Origin of the sequence: Myroides sp. N17-2 (assembly GCF_002286775.1) — a bacterium.
Classification (GTDB): domain Bacteria; phylum Bacteroidota; class Bacteroidia; order Flavobacteriales; family Flavobacteriaceae; genus Flavobacterium.
This window is the reverse complement of the sequence record NZ_NSGJ01000019.1, coordinates 42,451-64,038: the sequence shown is the minus strand read 5'-3', so window position 1 is coordinate 64,038 and position 21,588 is coordinate 42,451. Positions and strand designations below refer to the sequence as shown.

The following is a 21,588-nucleotide window of genomic DNA, read 5'->3' as shown; positions in this document are numbered from 1 at the left end:
ATTATTTACTTGTTTCTGGTATGATATGTAAATTCACTTTTTGTAAAAGATTTTCATTCTTCATTAAAGAGTCAAACTTATCTTTTCCTTGTTTATCAGATTTTTTAAATACTTGCTCAATCCCATAAGTGTAACCACCTACAACCCAATTCCTTCTATCTGTACTTATTGTTGGGTACTCGTTTAGATACTCATTTTTATCTACTAACACTTTATATATTCCTTCTTCTTCAGCAGGAGTAAGTGTGATATATTTTTTAATCTCTGTAATATCTTTTTGAGCAGATTCTTTATGCACTGCCTTAACTTCTCTATCCTGTGCAAAACTAATTTGACTTACTAGTACAAGACAAAGCACTAAACAACGTGATATAATATTTTTCATATCTTTTAGATTTAGTTAATACTTCGCATAGCCTATAAAAACTATGCGAAGTATAAATTATATTATTTTACAACGAATACGATTGTCATGAAAGTAGCTGGAGTAGAATCTCCGATTACTTTATATTTCAATTTTCCATCATTGCTAATAGACACGATTTCTACAACCGTATTATCGTGGTATGTCACATAGTAATGTAAATCTGTAGCTGTTGCAGTATTCGGAATGCTTACTGGAGCACCAACACTTCTTAACTCATCCTTTACATTAGCAAACTGAGCCATATATTCATCATGTAAATTTCTCGTTTGTACTTTTCCTTCATTTTTATTAGAAGTATCAAATACTACTGGAGGCATATAGAATACTTTAGGCATTGCAGATTTTACATTAACTGTAAACTCATTTGCTTTATCACCTGTACCTGGAATTACCTCTACATCACCTGTTTCCGTGTTACTTCCTGTTACAGTTGTAGGTTTTTCTTTATCTTTCCAAACCACTGTTTTAATACCACCATTATCAACTGTTGTCAATACTTGGTTGTTGTTACCTGCTGTAATTTGATTTACATTTAAAGAACCTCCTATTTGGTTTAACTCAAAGTTTCCTTGATTCACTGTTAAAGAAACATTTTGAAGTACTACTCCAGCTCCTTTATCTACAGTTAATAAATTAGTTTTAGATGTTAGGTCTCCTTTCTTCGTAATATCAACTACAGGAGTTTTCCACTCAACTGTTTTTGTACCTGCATTATCTACAGTTGTCAATATTTGGTTTGTATCTCCAGCTTTTAATTTATCCGCTGTAATTGCATTATTAGCAATAGATAACTTAGCATCTAATAAAACTGATTTCTCTAATTTAGCTACTGTATTTACTAAGATAATTCCGTCTGTCGTTAATGCTTGACCATTTGTTACTGCACTTGCATCAACCACTGGTTTTTTCCATTCTACTTTAGCAGTATCACCAGTACCTGTTGTTGTAAGAACTTCTCCATCTTTACCACCTTGTACTTTTTCAGGAGTAACAGCATTGTTAGCTAATTCTTTAGCTGTAATTCCACCTTCTTTAATAGAAAGTTTAGCAGCAGCTAATAAAGAACCTTTAGCTTCTGTAGGAGTTGCTCCTTCAACTACGATGATTCCGTCTGTAGTAAGGTCTTTAGCATCAGTAATTTTATCTACTGTTACATTAGGAGTACCTGGAACCCATTTACTTCCATCAAACACTAAAGCTTGACCATCAGTTTTAGTACCATCTGCTTTAACTGGAGTACCTTGAATAGCACTAACTGTAGTTTTTCTTGGTTCACCAGTTACATCACCATCTAGAACTACTTTCTCAGGTGTAGTCCAAGTTACCTTACCATCTTTGTCAGATGTTAATACTTGACCGTCTTTATCTCCTCCTTTAATTTCTAAAGCAACATTATTAAATGTAGAGTTTAGACTTTCTACACCATTATTTACAAGGATTGTAGTAGAACTAACTTTCCCTTGCGCTAATTCAGTTTTAGCAGTCTCATAGTTAACTGTTAATGTACCATCAGTAGCAACCTCTAAACCTTTACCTGGTTTAACAACACCTGCCTTATTAGCAGTTGCAGTTGGGAAATCAACATTCAATTTTCCATCTGTTCCAAATGATAAACCTGTACCTGCATTAACAGTAACTTTATCATCTACTATTGTAATACCATTACCAGCATTTACTTCTAAAGAACCATCAGCATTTTTCCCTAAACCATTACCAGCAACATCAGCTGCAATTTTTTCTTTAGTTACAGAACCTGGTTTTAACATCTCTTTAGTTACTTGATTAGTCAAGTCTAAAGTAGCAGGTTGACCATTAACTGTAGAAACTAATTTACCATTCTCTAACTTTAAGTCATTAGTAGTAGCGTCTATCTTATCAACCCATTTAGTTTCAGATACTGGTTTTCCATCAGCACCGATAACGTCATTTCCGTTAGCATCTTTCTCAGTAACTGTTACTAATACTTGACCTTCAGTACCTGGTTTTAATTTATCAGCTGGTAATTGACCACCTAAGTTTTCTAATTTGATATTAGCTTCTACTACATCAACTTTATATTCAGTATTTTTATCAGTAATTGTTTCTACAACAGTTACTTTATCAGATCCTTTAGTTACAGTAGTTGTTTTTTGTCCTGCTTGAATAGCTGGAGTTAAATCAATTCCTTCTCCTGCTTTACCGTTAACTGTTGTAACTAATTTATTATCTTTATCTAAAGCATTTGATACAGAGTTAATAATATCAACTGTTGTACTCTCACCATTAACATTAGATGTCATATCATTACCAATAGAAGTAAATACATTTGTTGTAACAATTGCATCCTTATCTACCCATTTAGTAGTACCTCCTTCAGTTACTAATACTTGACCTTCTCTACCTGGTAACAATTTCCCTGGAGTAACTGCTCCATCTGCAATCTTATCTGTTGTAATAGCACCATCAGCTATACCTAAGATTACATCTTTTAATAAAGCATTTACTACTTCTAATGAAGTACCTACTGTAGTACCTGCGGTTACAGTAATTCCTTCACCTTTTAATGTTTTTGCTTTTAACTCGTCAGTAGAACCACCTTTAGCGATCGTGTCTTCTAATAAGTTTTTAGCAGAAGTTTGTTTTAACTCTCCAGTTATAGGATCAGTTAATACGATATTATTAGTAGATGGGTTAGTCTTAACATCTTCTAAACCTTTAATTGCAAGCTCTTTTCCTGGAGTTGTTGTTAAAGTAGTTTTCTCTGTTAATTTACCACCTAATTTTATTTCATTTCCTGTTTTAGTTAATCCGTTACCTGCAGTAACTGTATTTCCTAAATCATTAGCAGGCATCCATTTAGTAACTTCTTTACCATTCTCAGTAACAGTTACTAATACTTGACCGTCTTTACCTGCCTCTATTTTACCAGTTGATACTGCACCATCTTTAATTTTATCAGATGTAACAGCATCTTTAGCTAATTTATCAGCTGTGATAGCTCCGTTAGCTACATCTATTTGAACATCTTTTAATAAAGCTGTAGCATTACTTCCTTTTATCTCAATCGTTTTATCTGTAGAAGTTAATGCTTTACCATTCGTTACATTATCAGTATTAACAGTAGGCACTTTATTAATCCATTTACCTCCTTCGAATGATAATACTTCTCCTTCAGCTACATTAGCAGTTGCTAAATCATTTCCTTGTAACTTAGAAACTTCTGTTTTACCATCTTTAAGTATTACATCACCTTCTAATTTTAATTCAGCTGGTTGACCATTCACTGTAGAAACTAATTTATCTCCTTTAGCTTCTAATTTATTAGATGTAGCATCTTTCTTATCAATCCATTTAGTTGAAGTCTCACCTGTAGTAAGATCCTTAACAGTTACTAAGACTTGACCATCTTTACCTGCTTTGATTTTATCTTCTGTAACTGCACCTTGACCAATCTTATCTTCAGTAACTGCACCAGCTGCAATAGCTAAAGTCACATCTTTTAAGATAGCATCTTTACCATCAGTAACAACGATATCAGTAGAACTCAATGTTCCTTTAGTACCTGCTACTTTATTGATCTTACCAACTAATTCATCGATGGCTCCTTGTACATCTTTAGATGTTAATCCAAAAGTACCATTATCATATCCTGAAGCTTTAGCATTCGTATCTATCTTCGCTAATTCTTTTCCTGACTTATCAGTAAAAGTGTAAACACCATCAGCAGAAGTAACATTTAATGTATTTGCATCAAATGGAGTTCCTGTAGCCCCAGGTTTTAACTGACCATCTTTTCCATAATCACTTTCATTATAGTAAGTAAACGTACCATTACCATTATCTTTTAATGTAGTAATTGTCTCATTTGCTTTTACCATATCCTTGATAATAGCAGCATCCTCTTTTACCCATTTAACACTACCATCTTTATCAGTTACTAATACAGTACCTGGTTTACCTGCTGCCATTTTCTCTGGAGTAATCGCTCCATCAGCAATAGATAATTTCACATCCTTTAAAGTAGCGTTAGCACCACCCTCAACAACGATTCCTGTACCAGTAATACCTTTAGAAGAAACTACACTATTCTCAGTTAACTCTACAGCAGAAACTTTACCATTAACAGTACTTGTTAATTTATTTCCATCTAACTTTAATGAGTTTAAAATATTATTGCTTACTAACTGAGGAATATCTTTATCAGCAGTTAAACGTGCCCATTTTGCCCCATCCCAGTAGTAATAACCCGGAGTAATATCTCCCTGTGGTGTAGTTGCATAAACTAATAAACTTTCTACGTTACCATTAGTAATCGTAACTTTATCTGTAGTATTAGTTAAAGCTACGTTAGGTATTAATAAACCTCTATTTTTTGCTTCAATTAATAGCTCTGCCGATTTGTTTGGAGTAGCGGTACCAATACCTACTTGTGCATTAGCTGCCATAGCTCCCATTAAGAAAGCAACTGATAGTAGTCTTTTTTTCATAACGATAATAATTATATCTTAAATTGATAATTGCTGTTTAGAAAGTGTTGCTGAAATAATTTTATATCAATATCCAACCTAAACCAAACAAGCTTTTTTATGTAGTGTTAAACTCTGAAGGCGCTTAATAAACAAAGTAACATTGCTACCTTCGATTAAGTCCTCTCTCATTCAACACCTGATTTATAAACTTCATTTTCCTCAACGCACACCTCCCGATATTATGGTACACGTGTAGCGTATATATTTGAAGCAAAACTCCATCAAAATAAGGGATAAAATGTTTCAAATTATTAGTAAGTCATACTTTCCAATAAAATGAAACAATTAGCCAATAAAACACAAACAACTATATAACAAACACATACAACAAAAGAAACGAACGGTTGATTCAAATAAACAGTAAATACGTTTCATATTATTACACCTAGATTTAAAAAATATAAATAGTAACAAATAATCCTTTTTTATTCCATAAATACCTTTAACTTCTAATTTGAAACATAAAAAAACCTACATTATAAACTGCACCAAACTTAGTCTACAATACAAACAAAAACGGTAAATCCACATATCCTTTCTTCTTCAAAAACACAAGAAATAAAACTATTCACCACAAAAAAGAAGATAAATAAGCAATACATTATATCCTTTAGAAATGTAATTATTGTTAGATATTATAATTATCCTTTTATGTCATACCTTAAAAATAAATGGGATATAGAAACAAAAAAAGTCACATACATGGGCGAGATGTTGTGACTTTTGATTAGTTGGATTCTACACTGGCTATGTAAAATCAGGGTAATTATTGTTGTTTGTCGTTCTGATTATTTTTAAGAGATTCTATAAAAAACAAAAAGTCACATACATGGGCGAGATGTTGTGACTTTTGATAAGTTGGATTCTACATTGGCTATGTAAAATCAGGGTAATTATTGTTGTTTGTCGTTCTGACCTTGTTGATTCTCTATATATTCTGAAGGAGAAACTCCTACATATTTTTTAAATGCTCTAAAAAAAGAAGTCCTCGAATTAAAACCACACTCTTCTCCCAATTCACTAATTGAAACATTATAATTTCGCTCAATTAATATCTTCTTTGCAAACTCAACTCTCAATTCATTGATATAAGCATTAAAATGCTTACCATATTCTGATGAAAAGAATTGAGAAAGGTGATGCTTTTGGATTTTAGTCAATTTCTCTACATTCTCTAATGAGCAAGTTGGCTTTAAATACAATTGATCTTGTAATATAACCTTCTCCACTTTAGCTTTATACTCGCTTGTAAACTCAGTCGCTATCTTTGATTTCTCATACTTCACAGTCTCAATTTCTGTAGCGACTACTACTTCTTGCTTAATCACTCCAGCCTGACTTATTAAAACCTCATCATACTTCAATCTATCTAAATAATAAAAGAATAATGTCATCGCTAGACATAATACACCTAAATAAAGAACATTACCATCATTATTAGGAATAGCATTATAGATAATTAAACCTATTGAAACAATTCCTACAAAAATCATTATCCATATCACACGCAATACCAATAATCTAATATGTTTAGCTACATTAAGATTACTGATAGCTAAATATCCGAAAACAGAATAAAGAATTAACTGCACTCCTAAAGCTACATACGTAACTAGATAATAGGTAATCAAGAATTCCACATCTAATATTTCATAGTAAAATAAAGAGATAAAATATCCTATAAAAAAAACAACTCCTGGTATAAAATGTAAATAACACATTTTAAAAACATTAGTAGTGTCTGTTTCTTTATCGTATCCTTCTTTTAACTCTATCTGTAATGCTCTGAAACTACAGTAAAAAAAAGGAGCGTATAATAACCCAAAAGGCATTCCTAAATAAATAAACACATCATCTTCAAAACAAAACCTTACTATTACAGCACAAATACAATGCACTATAAAAAATAGCAAAAAGATGTCTAATATCTTTTGTGATTTACGTTTGCTAACTAATCGGCTATTGATGAAATATGAAATACTAGTTAATGTAATAGCTGCAGATAGAATAAGTATATATAAATAATTCTCCATACTGTTCTTTTACACTAATTCACTTCTATATACAGATGGCGTTTGCCCAACGTAATATTTAAAATATTTATTAAACGTAGATTTACTACTAAATCCACATTCATCGACTATTGCCTCAATGGTTAGGTTCTTATTTTCCTCTATTAATACTTTTGCATGATCGATTCTATACATAGCAAGCAACTGATAGAAACTGCTATTCATATCTTGATTAATAACCTCAGAAACTTGTTGCTTACTTAGATTTAAATCATTTGCCAGTTGTTCTAAAGAAAAACTAGTTTCTAAATAAGCTTCTGACTTTTCAAAGTATTTAATAATAGTCTCACATTGTTCAGTAGAAATAGACAAAGACTCTACTACTCCACTTACACCTTTACTCTCTCTTTTATTTTGTTCTATCGCTTTAGCTTGTCTTCCGTTTTTACGACTTATAATTAAAGTCAATGAAGAAAATACGATTGCAAAAAAATCAAACCCTCCTAATAAGAACTTACTAGATACTTCATAATTATCACCAAGTAAATCGAGTACTAAATAGAAAAAACAAGCTCCACTCCCGGCAATAATATAAAAACAGTATAAACCAATGAAATTATAAATCTCAAACCCTACAGTATTAGCTATAGGATTTTTTAAATTTCTATAAATAGCCAATACATAACTCACAAGATAAACAAGGTTTAAACTTTCGTATAAAATCTCATGCTTACTAAAAGCAAAAAGTGAAATACCTAATGTGACTACCAAATGAAGTATACTTTTCTTTAAAACATTAACCTTCGTGCGGTCATATTTAACAAGAACGTAAATTATAGGAAGAATGAAATAACCTGTTGTAATAACTGTTGTAAAAAATTCAGATATAAACTGTAACGCAATAAGAATAATAGCAAGAATAACTACCCTCTCAAAGATAGCTCTATCGTTACTTGCGTTATAAGGATTACTCAATATTTTCATGCATAGGTGGTGTTATGACATTACTTAAGAAAGCAGTCCACTATACATAAGACTATAGACCACATATACTAATATGTAGCTAATGCCTAGATCAGTGGGGACATAAATAAGAATATTCGCATATTCCTATTTTTCTCTAAAGCAGTGCAAATTTATTACTTATTTCTTATTTAAATACATTATTTAACAAGGTAACATCAGATTTATGAAAATCATACTGATAAACTTAAAATGATTAACAAAAACCAAACATTAACCTCCTTATCATTAAACTTTATTCATCAATAGATATAGTACAGAGAAAATAACAAACAAAATTACCCTTATTTTGTATTGATTATCAATATTATTGTCGCAAATCACGAATAATAGTCAATTCTAATCTCTATGCCCTATAAATGATATATATCATTTTTATTCTAAATTAAGTAGTTTCGCTGTTGTATCTACTTACTGTATTCTATTTATAGAAAACATGTAAATAAGACAACAAGACATGTAAAAAGTCACATACAATCACGTTATATAAATAAATAATCCACAAAACGCAACGTATTCAAACTCTTTATAAATACTAAAAAATTAAACTATAAAAGCTTTTTACCTTAATATCATAAACTATACCAAACATATATTGATAAAAAAAATAAATAACACAATTACACAGCTATAACATATACAGCTTTAATTATCAATGCATTATACTTTATACCATCGCAATTAAATATCTGAAACAAAAAAACCGAAGACTACATTACTGTTGTCTTCGGTTATATTATACTTGTTTCATTTTTAATAAAATACCGTTTGATACATCAATTTAACTTAGATACCCATTCGTTCCAAAGCTTTTGGGCTACTTTATCTAGATCGGGTCTATTACCTCCAAATACTTCATAATTATTAGAAGTCTCATCTCCTTCTCCATAAAAGTAATAATAGGTGTACATCTCTTTTGCCCAAACTTTCTTAGACATCAATCCCATAAACCTACTAATCTTTTCTTCCCTCTCATCAATATTAAATCGAATCGTATAATTCTCCTCTTTAAAATAGAAGTCTAACGAAGTATCATATATTACCTCTTTAGCTTCCTCTCTAAGACCCCTAGGGCTTACTTTTAAGTGACAGTTATCCGATATCCATCCTTCTACACTAAAGTCAGCTCCTCCTATTACAAAATCAACTATCTTATCTAAATAAAGGATATTAGAAGAATCACCAATTAACGAATATTCTTTAATAGTTGTGTTTTCCTTATTCACTAGAGTAAGCATACGTTGATATGCTTCTCTTTCCTCTTGTGGTAATCTATATTCTTGTGGTATCTCGTCTACGGTACTTTGATAACGAGCATTCCCATCATAAGTATTCACTATTAAGTCAAAGTATTTATTAGCCTCATCTCGATTATTTAATCCATGATGTGACCAAGCTAAACTAAACCAGTAATTAACTTTAGCCACCTCTTCTACTAGATCAAAATACATAGGATTGCTAAAGAATTCCTCTGTCTTCTCTATTGTCTTTTCAAACTCATTGCGTTTGTATCTAATGTAGGTAAAAAAGTCAGCTGCTAGGTAAATCATCTCTGATACAATATCCTCATCCTCTATCTCTCTACTCTCAAAGCGTTTTTTAAGATCATAATAATAGGTCTCACTCTCATGGTAATTATCAACTGCTATCCAGCTCTTTAATATACTCCCGTGTGTAGACATCCATTCTTTTCCAAATTCCTCATGATAAGTCAATAATTCCTTGGCGAAATACAGTTTCTCATCAAAGTCCTCTACCAGCTCTGCTATATGTAATCCATTCTCTAAGTTTTCGACAAATGGTGATAGTTCATATCCTCTTTTATGTAATGACATCGCTAATCTTCCCTCATCGCTTTTATAATCTCCTTCTGTTAACGTGATAATATTGCGAATAACTATTCCTAGATTGTTACACAACATAGCATAGCCATAGGCATTATTACTTACCTTACTTCCTTCTCCTCTTTCAAAATAAGCTTCTTGCTGAGCAAGTACTATATCTCCTATGCGTCTTGCATACTCATAATGCTCCAATGCCTTCTCATTGTCATCTCCTTTTAATTCACCTGCACGTTCTAAAAAGCGAGTAAGCAAATTATAACCATAGAATCCATCACATTCGATTGGGTAATCTTCTAATTCTACTTTATATTTATCTGCTAATTCATAGTAGGTAAAGAACATTGAACTATTAATAGTCTTTACGATAGAATAATACTTCTGTAAAGTCTCAAATGCCTTCTTAGAATTCTTCTCTACTACTAGATAATAACGTATTTTCATACGCAATACGGCTAAGTTATCAGGATTCGACTGCAATTCACTATCTATAACATTGATAAACTTCATTCCGTATTCACGTGTACTCTTAGCTCCAAACTCTTCTGGATAATCTATCCCTACGTGATACATTAAAGAGATTAAATCCCATTTCCCTTCAAGCTTTCCTTCCTTATATAACTTCTCTATATCCTTAGCATAATTAACGCTGTACTCATTACCGTGGAAAATATAGAACGAGTTTAACAGCAGATAAGCATCCTCATATTCTCCACGCTCTAATAGCAAATTCCCACCTTGAAAAGTAGCATAGTAATGATCCGGGTAATGTTCGAAAGCAAGTTTATAAAATGAAATAGCTGTACTGTAATTTTCTAACTCACGATATAAGTAAGCTATCATATAGTAAGTCTCTCCGAACTCTCGATCTTTTAAACTAAACTCTTCTTTAAGTAGAGATATTTCGATTAACTTATCGTGTAATATCTCTATTGCTTTTTCTTTTAGTTCAAGCTTAGTCTCATAAATCCATGCTAACCAATCAAAGGCACTAAACACTGACTTTTTATCATCTGCTAACTTCTCTATTATTTCTTCAGCTGTAGACATCATCACTGATACGTCTTCATAATGAGGACCATTATAGATTCGTATTTTCCAGAATAGAGCATCTTTATTAAGAGGTTCTTCTCTTAACATTTCTTCTATAATTGATAATATTTGTTCTGACAGATCTTGATTCTTATTATATATATCTACTTTCTCTTCCTCATTTACATTTGACAACTTATCTCCTGTAACTAGTTGATCATATAACTCTTTTATTTCGTCAATTCGTTTATCTTGTACTTGCGCCATAAAGCTCTATTCCTTTTTTTGAATAAATAAACGATAAAGATACTACAAATACACATCTGACAAAAAAGTCAAATCAAATTATAGCATAACCTAATACTCCTAAGACATCATATATCACACAAATAAAAACTAGACTTACATTATCTGATAAGTGAAAATAAAAAAAGACGAACTATCGTTCGTCTTTTTTATAATATGAATATGTTCTTTTTGCATTCAGTTCAGTCTGTTCTTCTATAAACTCCTGAGGAACTACTTTTAAGAAAGATGGATGCTGTTCTATAGCCATCTCTACTTTCTCTACAATCTGTTCTATTGTATCATTCTCATAGTCTATATCTAAAGGTTCTTTAATAACCATAGACTGAAGAATTCCCTTCTTCTTAAGGTGTAATCCCTTTTTATCAAAAGAACGTCTAAAACCGTCGATAACAATAGGAACTACGATAGGCTTATAGTTTTTAATAATATGAGCTGTCCCTTTTCGAATTGGTTTAAACGATTTCGTTGTTCCTTGAGGAAAAGTAATTACCCATCCATCATCTAAAGCAATCTTAATATTCTCAACTTGATCTTGATTTACCTCTCTCTTTTCATCTAATTCTTTCCCTTGACTTCTCCACGTTCTATCTACAGTCACCGCTCCTACATAGGATAAAATACGAGGTAACCAACCAGACTTCATCGTCTCAGCAGCAGCTACATAATATATATTTAGTTTTGGTTTCCATATATAGAAAATATTTCGAATAGAATCATCACGCCCTTTTAGACTTGCGTTAAACACGTGATACATTGCTACCACATCAGCAAAGTAGGTTTGGTGATTCGAAATAAATAAAACATGTTTATCTGGAAGGTTTCTTAAAACTTCAGAACCTTCTATTTGTAGATTATTAAATCCACGAAAGCGTTGGTGTGTTGCAAAACCAAACACCCTTATTATCCAAGTCTTTAAAAAAAGAATATGGCCAAATGGATTTCTTTTAAACAATCCCATAGTTCATTATCATTAATGCGAACTGCAAAATTACAACATTTGACATACTTGTTTGTTAATTAATTTACATAAGTCATATTTATAAATCCTAAAAAGTGCTAAACAACACACTAATTCACTGTATTTATGACATATGTAAGAAAAAATTCTTTTCTATTCTATTTAAAAACTTCTTTCAATGTCTCTTTTAATTCACTTAACATCATCGCTGTTGCCCCCCAAATAGTAAAATCATTAAACACATAAGCAGGTACATTGATATAATTAGCATAACTAGTCTGTAAACCCACCTCTTTTACGATATTATCATCTAATAACGTACTAAGTGGCATCTCAATAACACTAGCCACTTCATGCTCGCTCAAATACAAATTAGGAGTACTATCCATAATCCCTAGATAAGGTTGAACAATAAAATTACTAGGAGGGATATACACTTGAGTAAAAGCTTTTAATACCTCTATCTCCTCTGCATCTATTCCTACTTCTTCACCTGTTTCTCTAAGAGCAGTTACTTCTAAGGTTTGATCCTCTTGTTCATATTTTCCTCCTGGAAATCCCACTTGTCCCGCGTGTACTCCCCCTCCATTACTTCGTTCAATCAATAATAATGAAGTATCATTACCTTTAGGATATAACAACATCATTACAGCGGAATATCTTGGATTTCTATCCACAAAGTCTTCTACTAGTAGATAAGGCCGTCTTTCTGCAGGTACCATTAACTGCTGAGCCTCCATTCCTAATAGATTAACACTTTTAATTTCAGGTATTTTATGTAAAAGAGAATCAAAAGTCATATTTTTGCACAAGTATAATTTTCAACTAATAAAAATACAACTTTATTATCTATGTATAGCAAAGAAGAAGCACAACAAATAAAAAAAGAGTTCTGGATTACTTTTGCAGATGAATATCCTCGTAAATGGTTATTACACAACACTAAGATTAAAGACTTTGCTTTTAAATTCTATGCAGATAATAAAAAAGCGCAAGTCCTTTTAGATATTGAACACAAAGACGAAGAAAAGAGAAAAATATACTTCGAAAAAATAGAGTCTTTAAGAACAATCTTATTGGAAGAATACTTACCAGATGCAATATTTGAAAGAAGTTTCTACTTAGAAAACGGTAAACTTATAAGCCGTATCTGGATAGAACAACCTAATGTATGTATTAATAACAGAAAGACTTGGAATGAAATCTATGATTTTTTCAATGAAAAAATGGGACTATTCGAACTGTTTTTCTATGAACATGAAGATTATATTAGAGATTTAGAAATAAACACGTAATTTTATCGTTATAAGTCTAAGTTTTATATCTAAATGCGCCTTACTAAAGTTCTCATATTACTATTTATCTTTTGTGTTACTACTGTTAACGCACAGGAAAATCTAGTGTTAAAAAAAGACTCTGTAAGCCAAATTAAAGTGCATTACACAGAGCACGAAACTCCTAAAATTATAATTAGAGATACCACTCGTATCTTTACCAATTTTGAGAATAATAATAAAAAATCTAAAGTAGGTCGTTTCTTTAATAAGCTAGTCTATAAAAACAATAAGAAACTAGTTGCTAAAGCTCCTGAGATAAAAAACAACCAACACTTCGAACTTGGAGAAGGAAAAGTTATTCGTAATATCCGTATCCAGACCTTAGATCCTTTTGGCTATTCTGATAAAGATTCTTTAAAAAAACCAGACACTAAACTTGAGAAAATAGGTAATAACTTCCATTTAAAAACCAAGAAGTTTACTATTAAAAACTTCTTGATTTTTAAAGAAGGTGATCGCTTTGACTCATTGAAAATAAAAGAGAGTGAACGTTTATTACGTACACAGCGCTTTATCAGAAGAGTTACTATGTATCCTATACCTACTTCACATCCTGATTCAGTAGATGTATTGATTAGGGAACTTGACTCGTGGAGTATTTATCCTACTGGTTCTATATCTACATCTTCATATAGAATTAAACTTAGAGATAGAAACTTCGCAGGACTAGGACATGATGTTATCCTTCAATATACTAATCGCTACAAAGAAAGTGGTAAAGATGGTGTCTACTTTGATTACACTGTAAACAATATTCAAAATACTTTCATTAGAGCCAATGTATTGTATAATAAAGAAACTTGGGGTAACTATGTAAAAGGTGTGGCTGTAGATCGTCCATTCTATTCGCCCTATACTAAATGGGCTGGTGGTGTAAGTTTAGCTCAGCGCTTTAGACGTGACTCCCTTCCCGATATTAACCAAAAATATAGCTTTGAAGCTCAGAGATCTAACACTTTAGATACATGGGCAGGGTACTCTATTCCATTGTTTAAAAGTTATAAAAACAAACCTGTTATCACTAACTTACGTACTTCGATAAGATATGTACAACAGCACTTTGAAGAGACACCTCGACCTGAGTATGACCCCTATAATTTCTATAGAGATCAACGTACTTACTTAGCTTCTATAAGCCTTAGTTCAATCAACTATATCCAAGATCAATATATCTTTAATTATAATATTATTGAAGACGTCCAGGTCGGTAAAGTCCTTGCTATTACTGGAGGAATGAAAGATCAATACAGCAAAAGGCGTCCCTACTTCGGTGCCAAATTTGCAATAGGAGGTTATACCCGATGGGGATACTTCTCCGGTAATATAGAATGGGGTAGTTACTTTTATAAACATGAAGCAGAACAAGGAGCCCTAAGAGTAGAAGGTACTTATTTCACTAAGTTATTTATGTTGGGAAATTGGCGATTTAGACACTTCTTTACTCCTCAGCTTATCTATGGATATAAAAGATATGATTACATCGGAGATGAACTAAAACTAGACGATGTAATACAAGGTATTCGAGCACAGAAAATCACAGGATCTAAGCGTTTATCGCTAGCTTATCAGTGGCAATCCTACGCTCCTTATGAGTGGAAAGGTTTCCGTTTTAACCCTTATTTTAACTTTGAAGGAGCCTTTATATCAAATAAAGACTCTGGTCTATTTGACTCTAAGATGTACTCTAGATTTAGTATCGGAGTAGTGGCTAATAATGACTATCTAGTATTTAGTAAAGTCGCTATATCACTTGTATTCTACCCTACTATGCCTGATTCTAGTTCTAGTGTAATACGTGCTAATTCAAGACAATACAACATGGACTTACCTGACTTTAATTATGACAGGCCTCGTACAGTATCATACTACTAAATATCTTATATAAAAAACGAGGCTATCTTTTAAAAAGTAGCCTCGTTTTTTTTTATGTATTCTAAACTAATACTTCTTTAAGTATTGTTGAAATCTGTATATCTCTGTTTCAGCAGATACATTCTGCATAATTTCTTCATCTATAGGCGTTAACTCTACATGACGTCTAGACATTACTTTCTTCATTGTCTCTATTGCTTTCTCTACTTTATAAGTTTCTGAAGAGTCTCCTCCACCCCATGTAAAGCTTGGTAAGAACGTTTTAGGAAACCCTCCTCCGAATATACTACATCCTACACCCACTACTGTACCTGTGTTAAACATCGTATTAATTCCACTCTTACTATGATCTCCCATCATTAATCCACAGAACTGTAATCCCGTATTTTCATAAGCATTAGCCTCATAACTCCATATTTTTACAGAACCGTAATTATTTTTTAAGTTTGAATTATTCGTATCAGCACCTAAATTACACCATTCTCCTAACACTGAATTCCCTAAGAAACCATCATGTCCTTTATTAGAATAACCAAATAGTACCGAATTACTCACTTCACCACCTACTCTACTGTGTGGTCCTACGGTAGTCGCTCCATATATTTTAGTTGCTAATTTTACTTGAGCCTCCTCACATAACGCAAAAGGTCCACGTATAACTGACCCTTCCATTATCTCCGCATTCTTACCTATGTAAATAGGACCTGTAGAAGCGTTTAAAGTAACGAACTCTAACTTAGCACCTTCTTCTATAAATACATTCTCAGGACTGATTACATTAACACTCTTAGGAATGTCTTCAGATATTCTATCTTCTGTGATATGAGCAAAGTCAGCACGTATAGCAGCATCATTCTTTTGAAAGATATCCCACTTGTGTTCTATCTTGATCAACTCACTTTCACAATTAAGCAACTCATAGTCATCAAAATCAACCTCATCTTGTGTATCTTGAGTATAGAACGCTACTATATCCTCATTATATACTACTGCCTGCATAGGTTGTAATCCTTTGATTAGGTCTACTACCTCTTGATTAGGTAGATAAGCAGCATTAATCATTATATTATTCTCTACCTCTATCATTGGGTATTTAGCAGATAGATATTCCTCTGTAAGCGTAGTTGTAGTAAAGCGCAAATAGCTCTCCCATTTCTCACGGATAGTTAATATCCCAACGCGAATATCAGCAACTGGTCGAGTAAAAGTAAATGGCAATAATGCTCCTCTTACATCTCCATCAAATAAGATATAATTCATAGTATATAATTCAAGATTTTAAAGGTTTAAAGTTAACAAATCTACAGTGAAAAATAGTGATAACTATCAATAAAATAATAATTTATCTTGACCACACACAACCTAGGTTATTAAAAACAAACACATTACCTTTAAAATAAAAACTATGAAAAAACTAATTACTCTTTTCACAATTCTATTATCCATCCTACTAACTAGCTGTAGTGGCTCTGATGTATATCGCGGTCAATGGTATGCTACCAATGCTGATGGAGAACAGTTTACAATTTTATTTGACGAGAACAACTTTAAAGTCACTAATCAAAACAAAGAAACTGAAGAATATCCTTACTCACAGAATACCTACAAATCTTCTAACTCAGTAGTCACCTATGGCATAAAACTAAAAGATGGAAGGAATTTATCAATCCACTTCCCGATAGCTAAGAATGATCAAGTAGGTTATATTATGTCTCCACAAGATCAAATTATCTTTACTATATCTCGTACAGGTTATACTAATAAAGACGATATCTATAAACTAGGTAAATAAATTACATGAAATCTATATCTCATTAACTATGAATAACAACTTAGATACATTCTTAAAAGACTTCACCTTACGTGGAGACGGTACAGGAGACTATGATGCTTACGAAAAAACAGAAAAGTGGATTGTAGACCAAACCGTTAATATTAGTTTAGTAAAGAGAGTTCTCACTGAAGAAACCACCTTAACTCTTAAATCAATATTAGAGAATAAAATTGATTATGATAAACTATGGAAAGAGTTTGTTGCAACTAATCTTCTAGATACTCTAAAAAATGAATGGGAAGATGAGAACCTAACACCTACTCAAGTCCTTAACGAACTAAGAATAGTTGATATTGCATTTAATTTCTATAATCAACCCGTTGAGTTTTATGTGTATCTAATTACAAAAAATGTCGATGCCGAACATGGTGTTGTTATCTTATGTGATAAAAACAAGATACCGTTAAAAACATTCTGTGAATAAAAAATGTGACATTTATAAACTAAGTAAGTAAAACAATAATCTATGAATAACAACCTAGATACTTTCTTAAAAGACTTCACCTTAAGTGGTGATGGCACAGGCTTCTTTGATTCTTACGATAAAACGGAAGATTGGATTATAGAAGAGACTGAAGATTATTTTTTAGAATATACCGTTAGCTTAAGCTTAGCTGTAAGAGCAATAACAGAAGAAACACCTGCACTAGTTAAATCTATATTTGACAACAAAGATCACTTTAATGACTTATGGAAACAGTTCATCATAACTAACCTTTTAGAAGAAATAAAACAAGAATGGGAGGATGAGAACCTAACTCCTGCGCAAGTTAATAATGAATTAGGCGCAGTTGATATTGCTTTTGGTTATTACGATACTCCCTATGATATTCATGTTTTATTCACACCTGAGACTATTAATGCTGAACATTGTATCACGCTATTATGTGATAAACACGGAAACCCTTTGAAAACATATATAGGATTCTAATACACTCTACTTCACTAAAACATCTATCAACACCATAAAAAAAAACCGCTCAATTGCTTGAGCGGTTTTTGATATGATAATATGCTAAAATTATTTAGAGAATTTAGCGTATTTAGTTTTGAATTTGTCAATACGTCCTGCAGTATCGATAAGTTTAGATTTACCTGTGTAGAATGGGTGAGATGTACGAGAGATCTCCATTTTAAACACTGGGTATTCTACTCCGTCAACTTCGATAGTTTCTTTTGTATCTACTGTTGATTTTGTGATGAATACGTCTTCATTAGACATATCTTTAAACGCTACTAATCTGTAATTTTCTGGGTGAATACCTTTTCTCATGATAAATTCTATTTAAAATTGTGAGCTATCTTTCGCTTTGAAGCTTCCTCTTTCAAGAAAGGTATAAACTTCCGACAACTTTTAGTTATACTTATGTATTTTATTTCAGATTGCAAATGTACAATTTAATTTGAAAAATCAAATACCTATTTTTACTTTATTTACCTCTTTATTCATTTAACAGCATGCCCATAGCATACCCTAGCACATATATAGCTTATAATCAATCTAACAACCCGCTAACTGAATCCCAATTAGCATCCTCGAATATCTGTATATCTATCCCTCTATCAGCTTCTATAGTATCACAATACATACCTATTGCCTCCCCATCTAACTCATCAGTGGCAATATAATAAAAGATATCCTGAGCATCTTCTCTATTGACTCTTCCGATATAATGAACCTCAGACTGTGTCTGTTTAACTATATTTCGAAGATTAAGCTCTATTTCCTCTAATCGCTCACTTTCTTCACTTGTAGGATAACCACCATCTGTATTGACTAAGGACAATTCTATAGTCAAGACAAAAGGAAACTGATGCTTCTCTGTAAAATCAGCATACTTCCTATTAATCATTCCTACTGCTTTAAAACCATCCAAATCTATCATGCGTATTGCAAAACTATCTTCACTCATAACTAAGTATATAAAAAGATAAAATTACTGTTATTTGGTCAATTTATCACATTTTTATCTTCACCTTTCATTAACAATTATATCTTTGGAAGATAAACCAATCAAAACACTATGCTTAAAAAAATTACTACACTCGTATTCTTCTTGATTACACTCTTAGCAATTGCTCATCCTGATCAAAAAAAGGTTGAGCAGGCACTGTATAACCTAAAGAATGTAACGTTCAAACAACTAGAATCTAAAGACGACGCTTATCTCCTTTACGAATTAAAAGTAAGACAACTCGTTGATCACACAGATCCTACAAAAGGATACTTCTATCAAAAAGTGCACTTCTACCACAGGGATTTTGACCACCCAATGATTATGGAGACAAACGGTTATGATCTTTATGTAAGAGCAAGCGAAATGGTGAACTATCTACAGAGTAACTACCTAAACATCGAGCACCGCTACTTCGGAGAATCTATTCCTGAAGGCAAACCTTGGCAATATCTAACAATGGAACAAGTGACTGCTGACTTACACGAAATCAATCTATTGTTTAAAGAAATATACACACAGAAGTGGATCAGTACAGGTATTAGTAAAGGTGGACAAACATCTATCTACTATAAATACTTCTATCCTAATGATGTAGATGTAGCCATCCCATACGTAGCACCATTTAATCAATCATTAGAAGAACCACGTATTTATTCATTCTTAGATAATGTAGGAGATAAAACATGTAGAAATAAGATCTTAGATATTCAGATTAAGCTATTCGAAAACAAAGCACCTATTTTAGAAAAACTAAAGTGGTATGCTAAGGGAGCTAAGCTTACGTTTAATTACGTAGGTTCATTAGAGAAAGCCTTTGAATATGCAGTCTTAGAGTATAGTTTCGGATTTTGGCAGAGTGGACACTCGTGTGTGACTTTCCCGAATACCAGAGATATTGATGCCTTGACAGATCATTTCTTAAGCGTAAGTAATATCGACTTCTTTAGCGATCAAACTATCAAGCGTTTTGAGTCTCATTATTACCAAGCAGGTACACAGCTAGGCTATTACGGATATGACATATCATTATTCAAACCTTACGTAAGCTTTACAACTAATCCTTTAGCTACATTTATGCCTCCTGGAACTTCTTATGACAGCTTTAATGACGTCCTAATCCAAAAAGTAAAAACATGGTTAGAGAATGATGCGAATAACATTCTATATGTATATGGAGGTACAGACACATGGAGTGCATCTATGGTAATTCCAAGTGATAAAGTAAACTCTAAATCATTTGTCCTTCCTAATAAAGACCACGGACAAGCCCGAGTTAAAAATATGACACCTACTATGAGAAACGACTTCTTCTCAGCCTTAGAAAAAATGACAGGACTAAAGCCTGCCAAGTAATTCTAACTAAACATACTAAAAGCGCCTCTTTCTAATCGATAGAAAGAGGCGCTTTTAGTATGTTAAAACTCTAATATTTCTGAGTATGTACCCTCATCACAATTCTTAAATTTATATAACTCCGCAATTTTAATAGACGATTTCTCAACTATTGGGTTCGATTCCCCAAATTCATTTAGTCCAGTTGTTACTTCCTTTTTCTTAATTGAGAAATTTATACTCATCCGCTCCGCTTCTCCTGTACTTCTGCTAAACTGAGAATAATCCGCACCTATTAATTCAAAATTACTATTCTGATATCTAAATTTATAAGTCATATTACTACTAAAATAAGTACCGCAGCTTGACCAATAATTAAATTTCCAAATAAGAATATTATTGACAATACTGACCTCATCAAAAGGATCTGACAGACAAGGATTCTCTACTAAATTTTCACTAGGAACAAATCCTTTAGAATTTCTTTCTACCAAGTTATAGTTATGTGATTTATCTTTAAAGAAAATCAAGACTTCTCTAGGATTAGTATCTAACTCCTTTGGCCCTAAAGACTCATTTTTAATGATGTTAGAAATATCTGTTTTTTTAATAATCAAAACTAAATCTTCTATTCCATCTTTATTCAAATCGCCTTTAGCTGTACTTACTATCTTCCAGTTTTTAGGCACGTAATTAAGATACGACTTCTGTGCCAATGAATTATAAGTAATCAATAAACCTATGAGTAATACTATATTTTTCATTCTACACATCCCAATTTCATTCTTCTGCATAAACACTTTATATAAAAACAAATACTAAAATACAATATATAAACACATCAGAAAAACTTTTTAAACACACAAACAACTCATACCTATTTTTCAACCAATCCAAGAGCTAGAGTATCAAATCTAATTTCCTCTCCCCTCCATTCTCCTCCTTTTTAATCCCAATACTCAGCTAGTCGTAGATTACCTATTAATACGAGAACCATTGTTCGACTAATTTTTCTCAGAGCGACTATTTACGGCGAATACTCGAGCAACTGTCGAGCAACTCCTTATTAGTACTGACTCTCATTGGGATTGAGAGGTGTATGAGAAATAGGCCTGATTATCTAAAAATACATTAATATACTTAAT

At 32.2% G+C, this 21,588-nt stretch carries 17 protein-coding genes; 6 read left to right on the top strand and 11 right to left on the bottom strand.

From position 1 onward, the window contains the following. Nucleotide 1: 1 nt before the first annotated feature. From CF599_RS09715 to CF599_RS09685, 7 genes are all read right to left on the bottom strand, one after another. A complete protein-coding gene (locus CF599_RS09715; protein WP_121965839.1) occupies nt 2-385 on the bottom strand; it encodes a hypothetical protein in 384 nt (127 codons plus the stop codon). Between the two features lie 62 nt (nt 386-447). Next, a complete protein-coding gene (locus CF599_RS09710; protein WP_121965838.1) occupies nt 448-4,893 on the bottom strand; it encodes a hypothetical protein in 4,446 nt (1,481 codons plus the stop codon). Between the two features lie 935 nt (nt 4,894-5,828). Beyond that, complete coding sequence (locus tag CF599_RS09705; protein WP_254050274.1) at nt 5,829-6,968, bottom strand: helix-turn-helix transcriptional regulator; 1,140 nt, start codon at nt 6,966-6,968, stop codon at nt 5,829-5,831. Between the two features lie 9 nt (nt 6,969-6,977). Then, nucleotides 6,978-7,931, bottom strand: a complete 954-nt coding sequence (locus CF599_RS09700) for a helix-turn-helix domain-containing protein (protein WP_121965837.1) — start codon at nt 7,929-7,931, stop codon at nt 6,978-6,980. Nucleotides 7,932-8,746: 815 nt separating this feature from the next. Further along, entirely contained in the window at nt 8,747-11,110 is a 2,364-nt protein-coding gene (locus CF599_RS09695; protein WP_121965836.1) for a hypothetical protein, read from the bottom strand. A 172-nt stretch (nt 11,111-11,282) separates the two neighbouring features. Then, nucleotides 11,283-12,110, bottom strand: a complete 828-nt coding sequence (locus tag CF599_RS09690) for a 1-acyl-sn-glycerol-3-phosphate acyltransferase (protein ID WP_121965835.1) — start codon at nt 12,108-12,110, stop codon at nt 11,283-11,285. Between the two features lie 158 nt (nt 12,111-12,268). Beyond that, the gene (locus CF599_RS09685; RefSeq protein ID WP_121965834.1) at nt 12,269-12,910 is read right to left on the bottom strand and encodes a CoA pyrophosphatase; all 642 of its coding nucleotides are present in this window, start codon (nt 12,908-12,910) and stop codon (nt 12,269-12,271) included. Nucleotides 12,911-12,961: 51 nt separating this feature from the next. On the opposite strand from CF599_RS09685, the gene CF599_RS09680 reads away from it, so the two are divergent. Further along, the gene (locus tag CF599_RS09680; RefSeq protein ID WP_121965833.1) at nt 12,962-13,405 is read left to right on the top strand and encodes a DUF4268 domain-containing protein; all 444 of its coding nucleotides are present in this window, start codon (nt 12,962-12,964) and stop codon (nt 13,403-13,405) included. Nucleotides 13,406-13,510: 105 nt separating this feature from the next. Further along, entirely contained in the window at nt 13,511-15,319 is a 1,809-nt protein-coding gene (locus CF599_RS09675) for a hypothetical protein (protein WP_254050273.1), read from the top strand. Nucleotides 15,320-15,385: 66 nt separating this feature from the next. Here CF599_RS09675 and CF599_RS09670 read toward each other — a convergent pair whose 3' ends face one another. Then, a complete protein-coding gene (locus tag CF599_RS09670) occupies nt 15,386-16,579 on the bottom strand; it encodes a GlmU family protein (protein ID WP_121965831.1) in 1,194 nt (397 codons plus the stop codon). Nucleotides 16,580-16,724: 145 nt separating this feature from the next. Between CF599_RS09670 and CF599_RS09665 the strand changes: the two genes are divergently transcribed. Genes CF599_RS09665 through CF599_RS09655 form a run of 3 tightly spaced genes read left to right on the top strand, consistent with a single transcriptional unit; the run spans nt 16,725 to nt 18,084 of the window. Next, nucleotides 16,725-17,111, top strand: a complete 387-nt coding sequence (locus CF599_RS09665; RefSeq protein WP_121965830.1) for a hypothetical protein — start codon at nt 16,725-16,727, stop codon at nt 17,109-17,111. Nucleotides 17,112-17,139: 28 nt separating this feature from the next. Further along, a complete protein-coding gene (locus CF599_RS09660) occupies nt 17,140-17,577 on the top strand; it encodes a DUF2262 domain-containing protein (protein ID WP_121965829.1) in 438 nt (145 codons plus the stop codon). Nucleotides 17,578-17,619: 42 nt separating this feature from the next. Continuing rightward, nucleotides 17,620-18,084: a hypothetical protein gene (locus tag CF599_RS09655; RefSeq protein ID WP_121965828.1), complete on the top strand. Its 465-nt coding sequence runs from the start codon at nt 17,620-17,622 to the stop codon at nt 18,082-18,084. Between the two features lie 90 nt (nt 18,085-18,174). On the opposite strand, the gene CF599_RS09650 is transcribed toward CF599_RS09655, so the two are convergent. Further along, nucleotides 18,175-18,426 carry a type B 50S ribosomal protein L31 gene (locus CF599_RS09650; protein ID WP_121965827.1) on the bottom strand — a complete coding sequence of 84 codons (252 nt, stop codon included), beginning with the start codon at nt 18,424-18,426 and terminating at the stop codon, nt 18,175-18,177. Between the two features lie 223 nt (nt 18,427-18,649). Beyond that, on the bottom strand, nt 18,650-19,066 hold the full coding sequence (locus CF599_RS09645; RefSeq protein WP_121965826.1) for a DUF695 domain-containing protein: 417 nt from the start codon (nt 19,064-19,066) through the stop codon (nt 18,650-18,652). A gap of 111 nt (nt 19,067-19,177) precedes the next feature. Here CF599_RS09645 and CF599_RS09640 point away from each other — a divergent pair, with 111 nt between their 5' ends. After that, entirely contained in the window at nt 19,178-20,464 is a 1,287-nt protein-coding gene (locus CF599_RS09640) for a S28 family serine protease (protein ID WP_121965825.1), read from the top strand. 62 nt (nt 20,465-20,526) lie between these two features. On the opposite strand, the gene CF599_RS09635 is transcribed toward CF599_RS09640, so the two are convergent. After that, nucleotides 20,527-21,237 carry a hypothetical protein gene (locus CF599_RS09635; RefSeq protein WP_121965824.1) on the bottom strand — a complete coding sequence of 237 codons (711 nt, stop codon included), beginning with the start codon at nt 21,235-21,237 and terminating at the stop codon, nt 20,527-20,529. Nucleotides 21,238-21,588: the final 351 nt, after the last annotated feature.

Bases quoted from the DNA above. Each gene is read 5' to 3' on its own strand.
- CF599_RS09655 (WP_121965828.1), top strand. From the start codon at position 17,620: ATGAATAACAACCTAGATACTTTCTTAAAAGACTTCACCTTAAGTGGT.
- CF599_RS09665 (WP_121965830.1), top strand. From the start codon at position 16,725: ATGAAAAAACTAATTACTCTTTTCACAATTCTATTATCCATCCTACTA.
- CF599_RS09715 (WP_121965839.1), bottom strand. From the start codon at position 385: ATGAAAAATATTATATCACGTTGTTTAGTGCTTTGTCTTGTACTAGTA.
- CF599_RS09700 (WP_121965837.1), bottom strand. From the start codon at position 7,931: ATGAAAATATTGAGTAATCCTTATAACGCAAGTAACGATAGAGCTATC.
- CF599_RS09685 (WP_121965834.1), bottom strand. From the start codon at position 12,910: ATGACTTTTGATTCTCTTTTACATAAAATACCTGAAATTAAAAGTGTT.
- CF599_RS09640 (WP_121965825.1), top strand. From the start codon at position 19,178: ATGCTTAAAAAAATTACTACACTCGTATTCTTCTTGATTACACTCTTA.
- CF599_RS09680 (WP_121965833.1), top strand. From the start codon at position 12,962: ATGTATAGCAAAGAAGAAGCACAACAAATAAAAAAAGAGTTCTGGATT.
- CF599_RS09650 (WP_121965827.1), bottom strand. From the start codon at position 18,426: ATGAGAAAAGGTATTCACCCAGAAAATTACAGATTAGTAGCGTTTAAA.
- CF599_RS09670 (WP_121965831.1), bottom strand. From the start codon at position 16,579: ATGAATTATATCTTATTTGATGGAGATGTAAGAGGAGCATTATTGCCA.
- CF599_RS09635 (WP_121965824.1), bottom strand. From the start codon at position 21,237: ATGCAGAAGAATGAAATTGGGATGTGTAGAATGAAAAATATAGTATTA.
- CF599_RS09690 (WP_121965835.1), bottom strand. From the start codon at position 12,110: ATGGGATTGTTTAAAAGAAATCCATTTGGCCATATTCTTTTTTTAAAG.
- CF599_RS09645 (WP_121965826.1), bottom strand. From the start codon at position 19,066: ATGAGTGAAGATAGTTTTGCAATACGCATGATAGATTTGGATGGTTTT.
- CF599_RS09710 (WP_121965838.1), bottom strand. From the start codon at position 4,893: ATGAAAAAAAGACTACTATCAGTTGCTTTCTTAATGGGAGCTATGGCA.
- CF599_RS09705 (WP_254050274.1), bottom strand. From the start codon at position 6,968: ATGGAGAATTATTTATATATACTTATTCTATCTGCAGCTATTACATTA.
- CF599_RS09660 (WP_121965829.1), top strand. From the start codon at position 17,140: ATGAATAACAACTTAGATACATTCTTAAAAGACTTCACCTTACGTGGA.
- CF599_RS09695 (WP_121965836.1), bottom strand. From the start codon at position 11,110: ATGGCGCAAGTACAAGATAAACGAATTGACGAAATAAAAGAGTTATAT.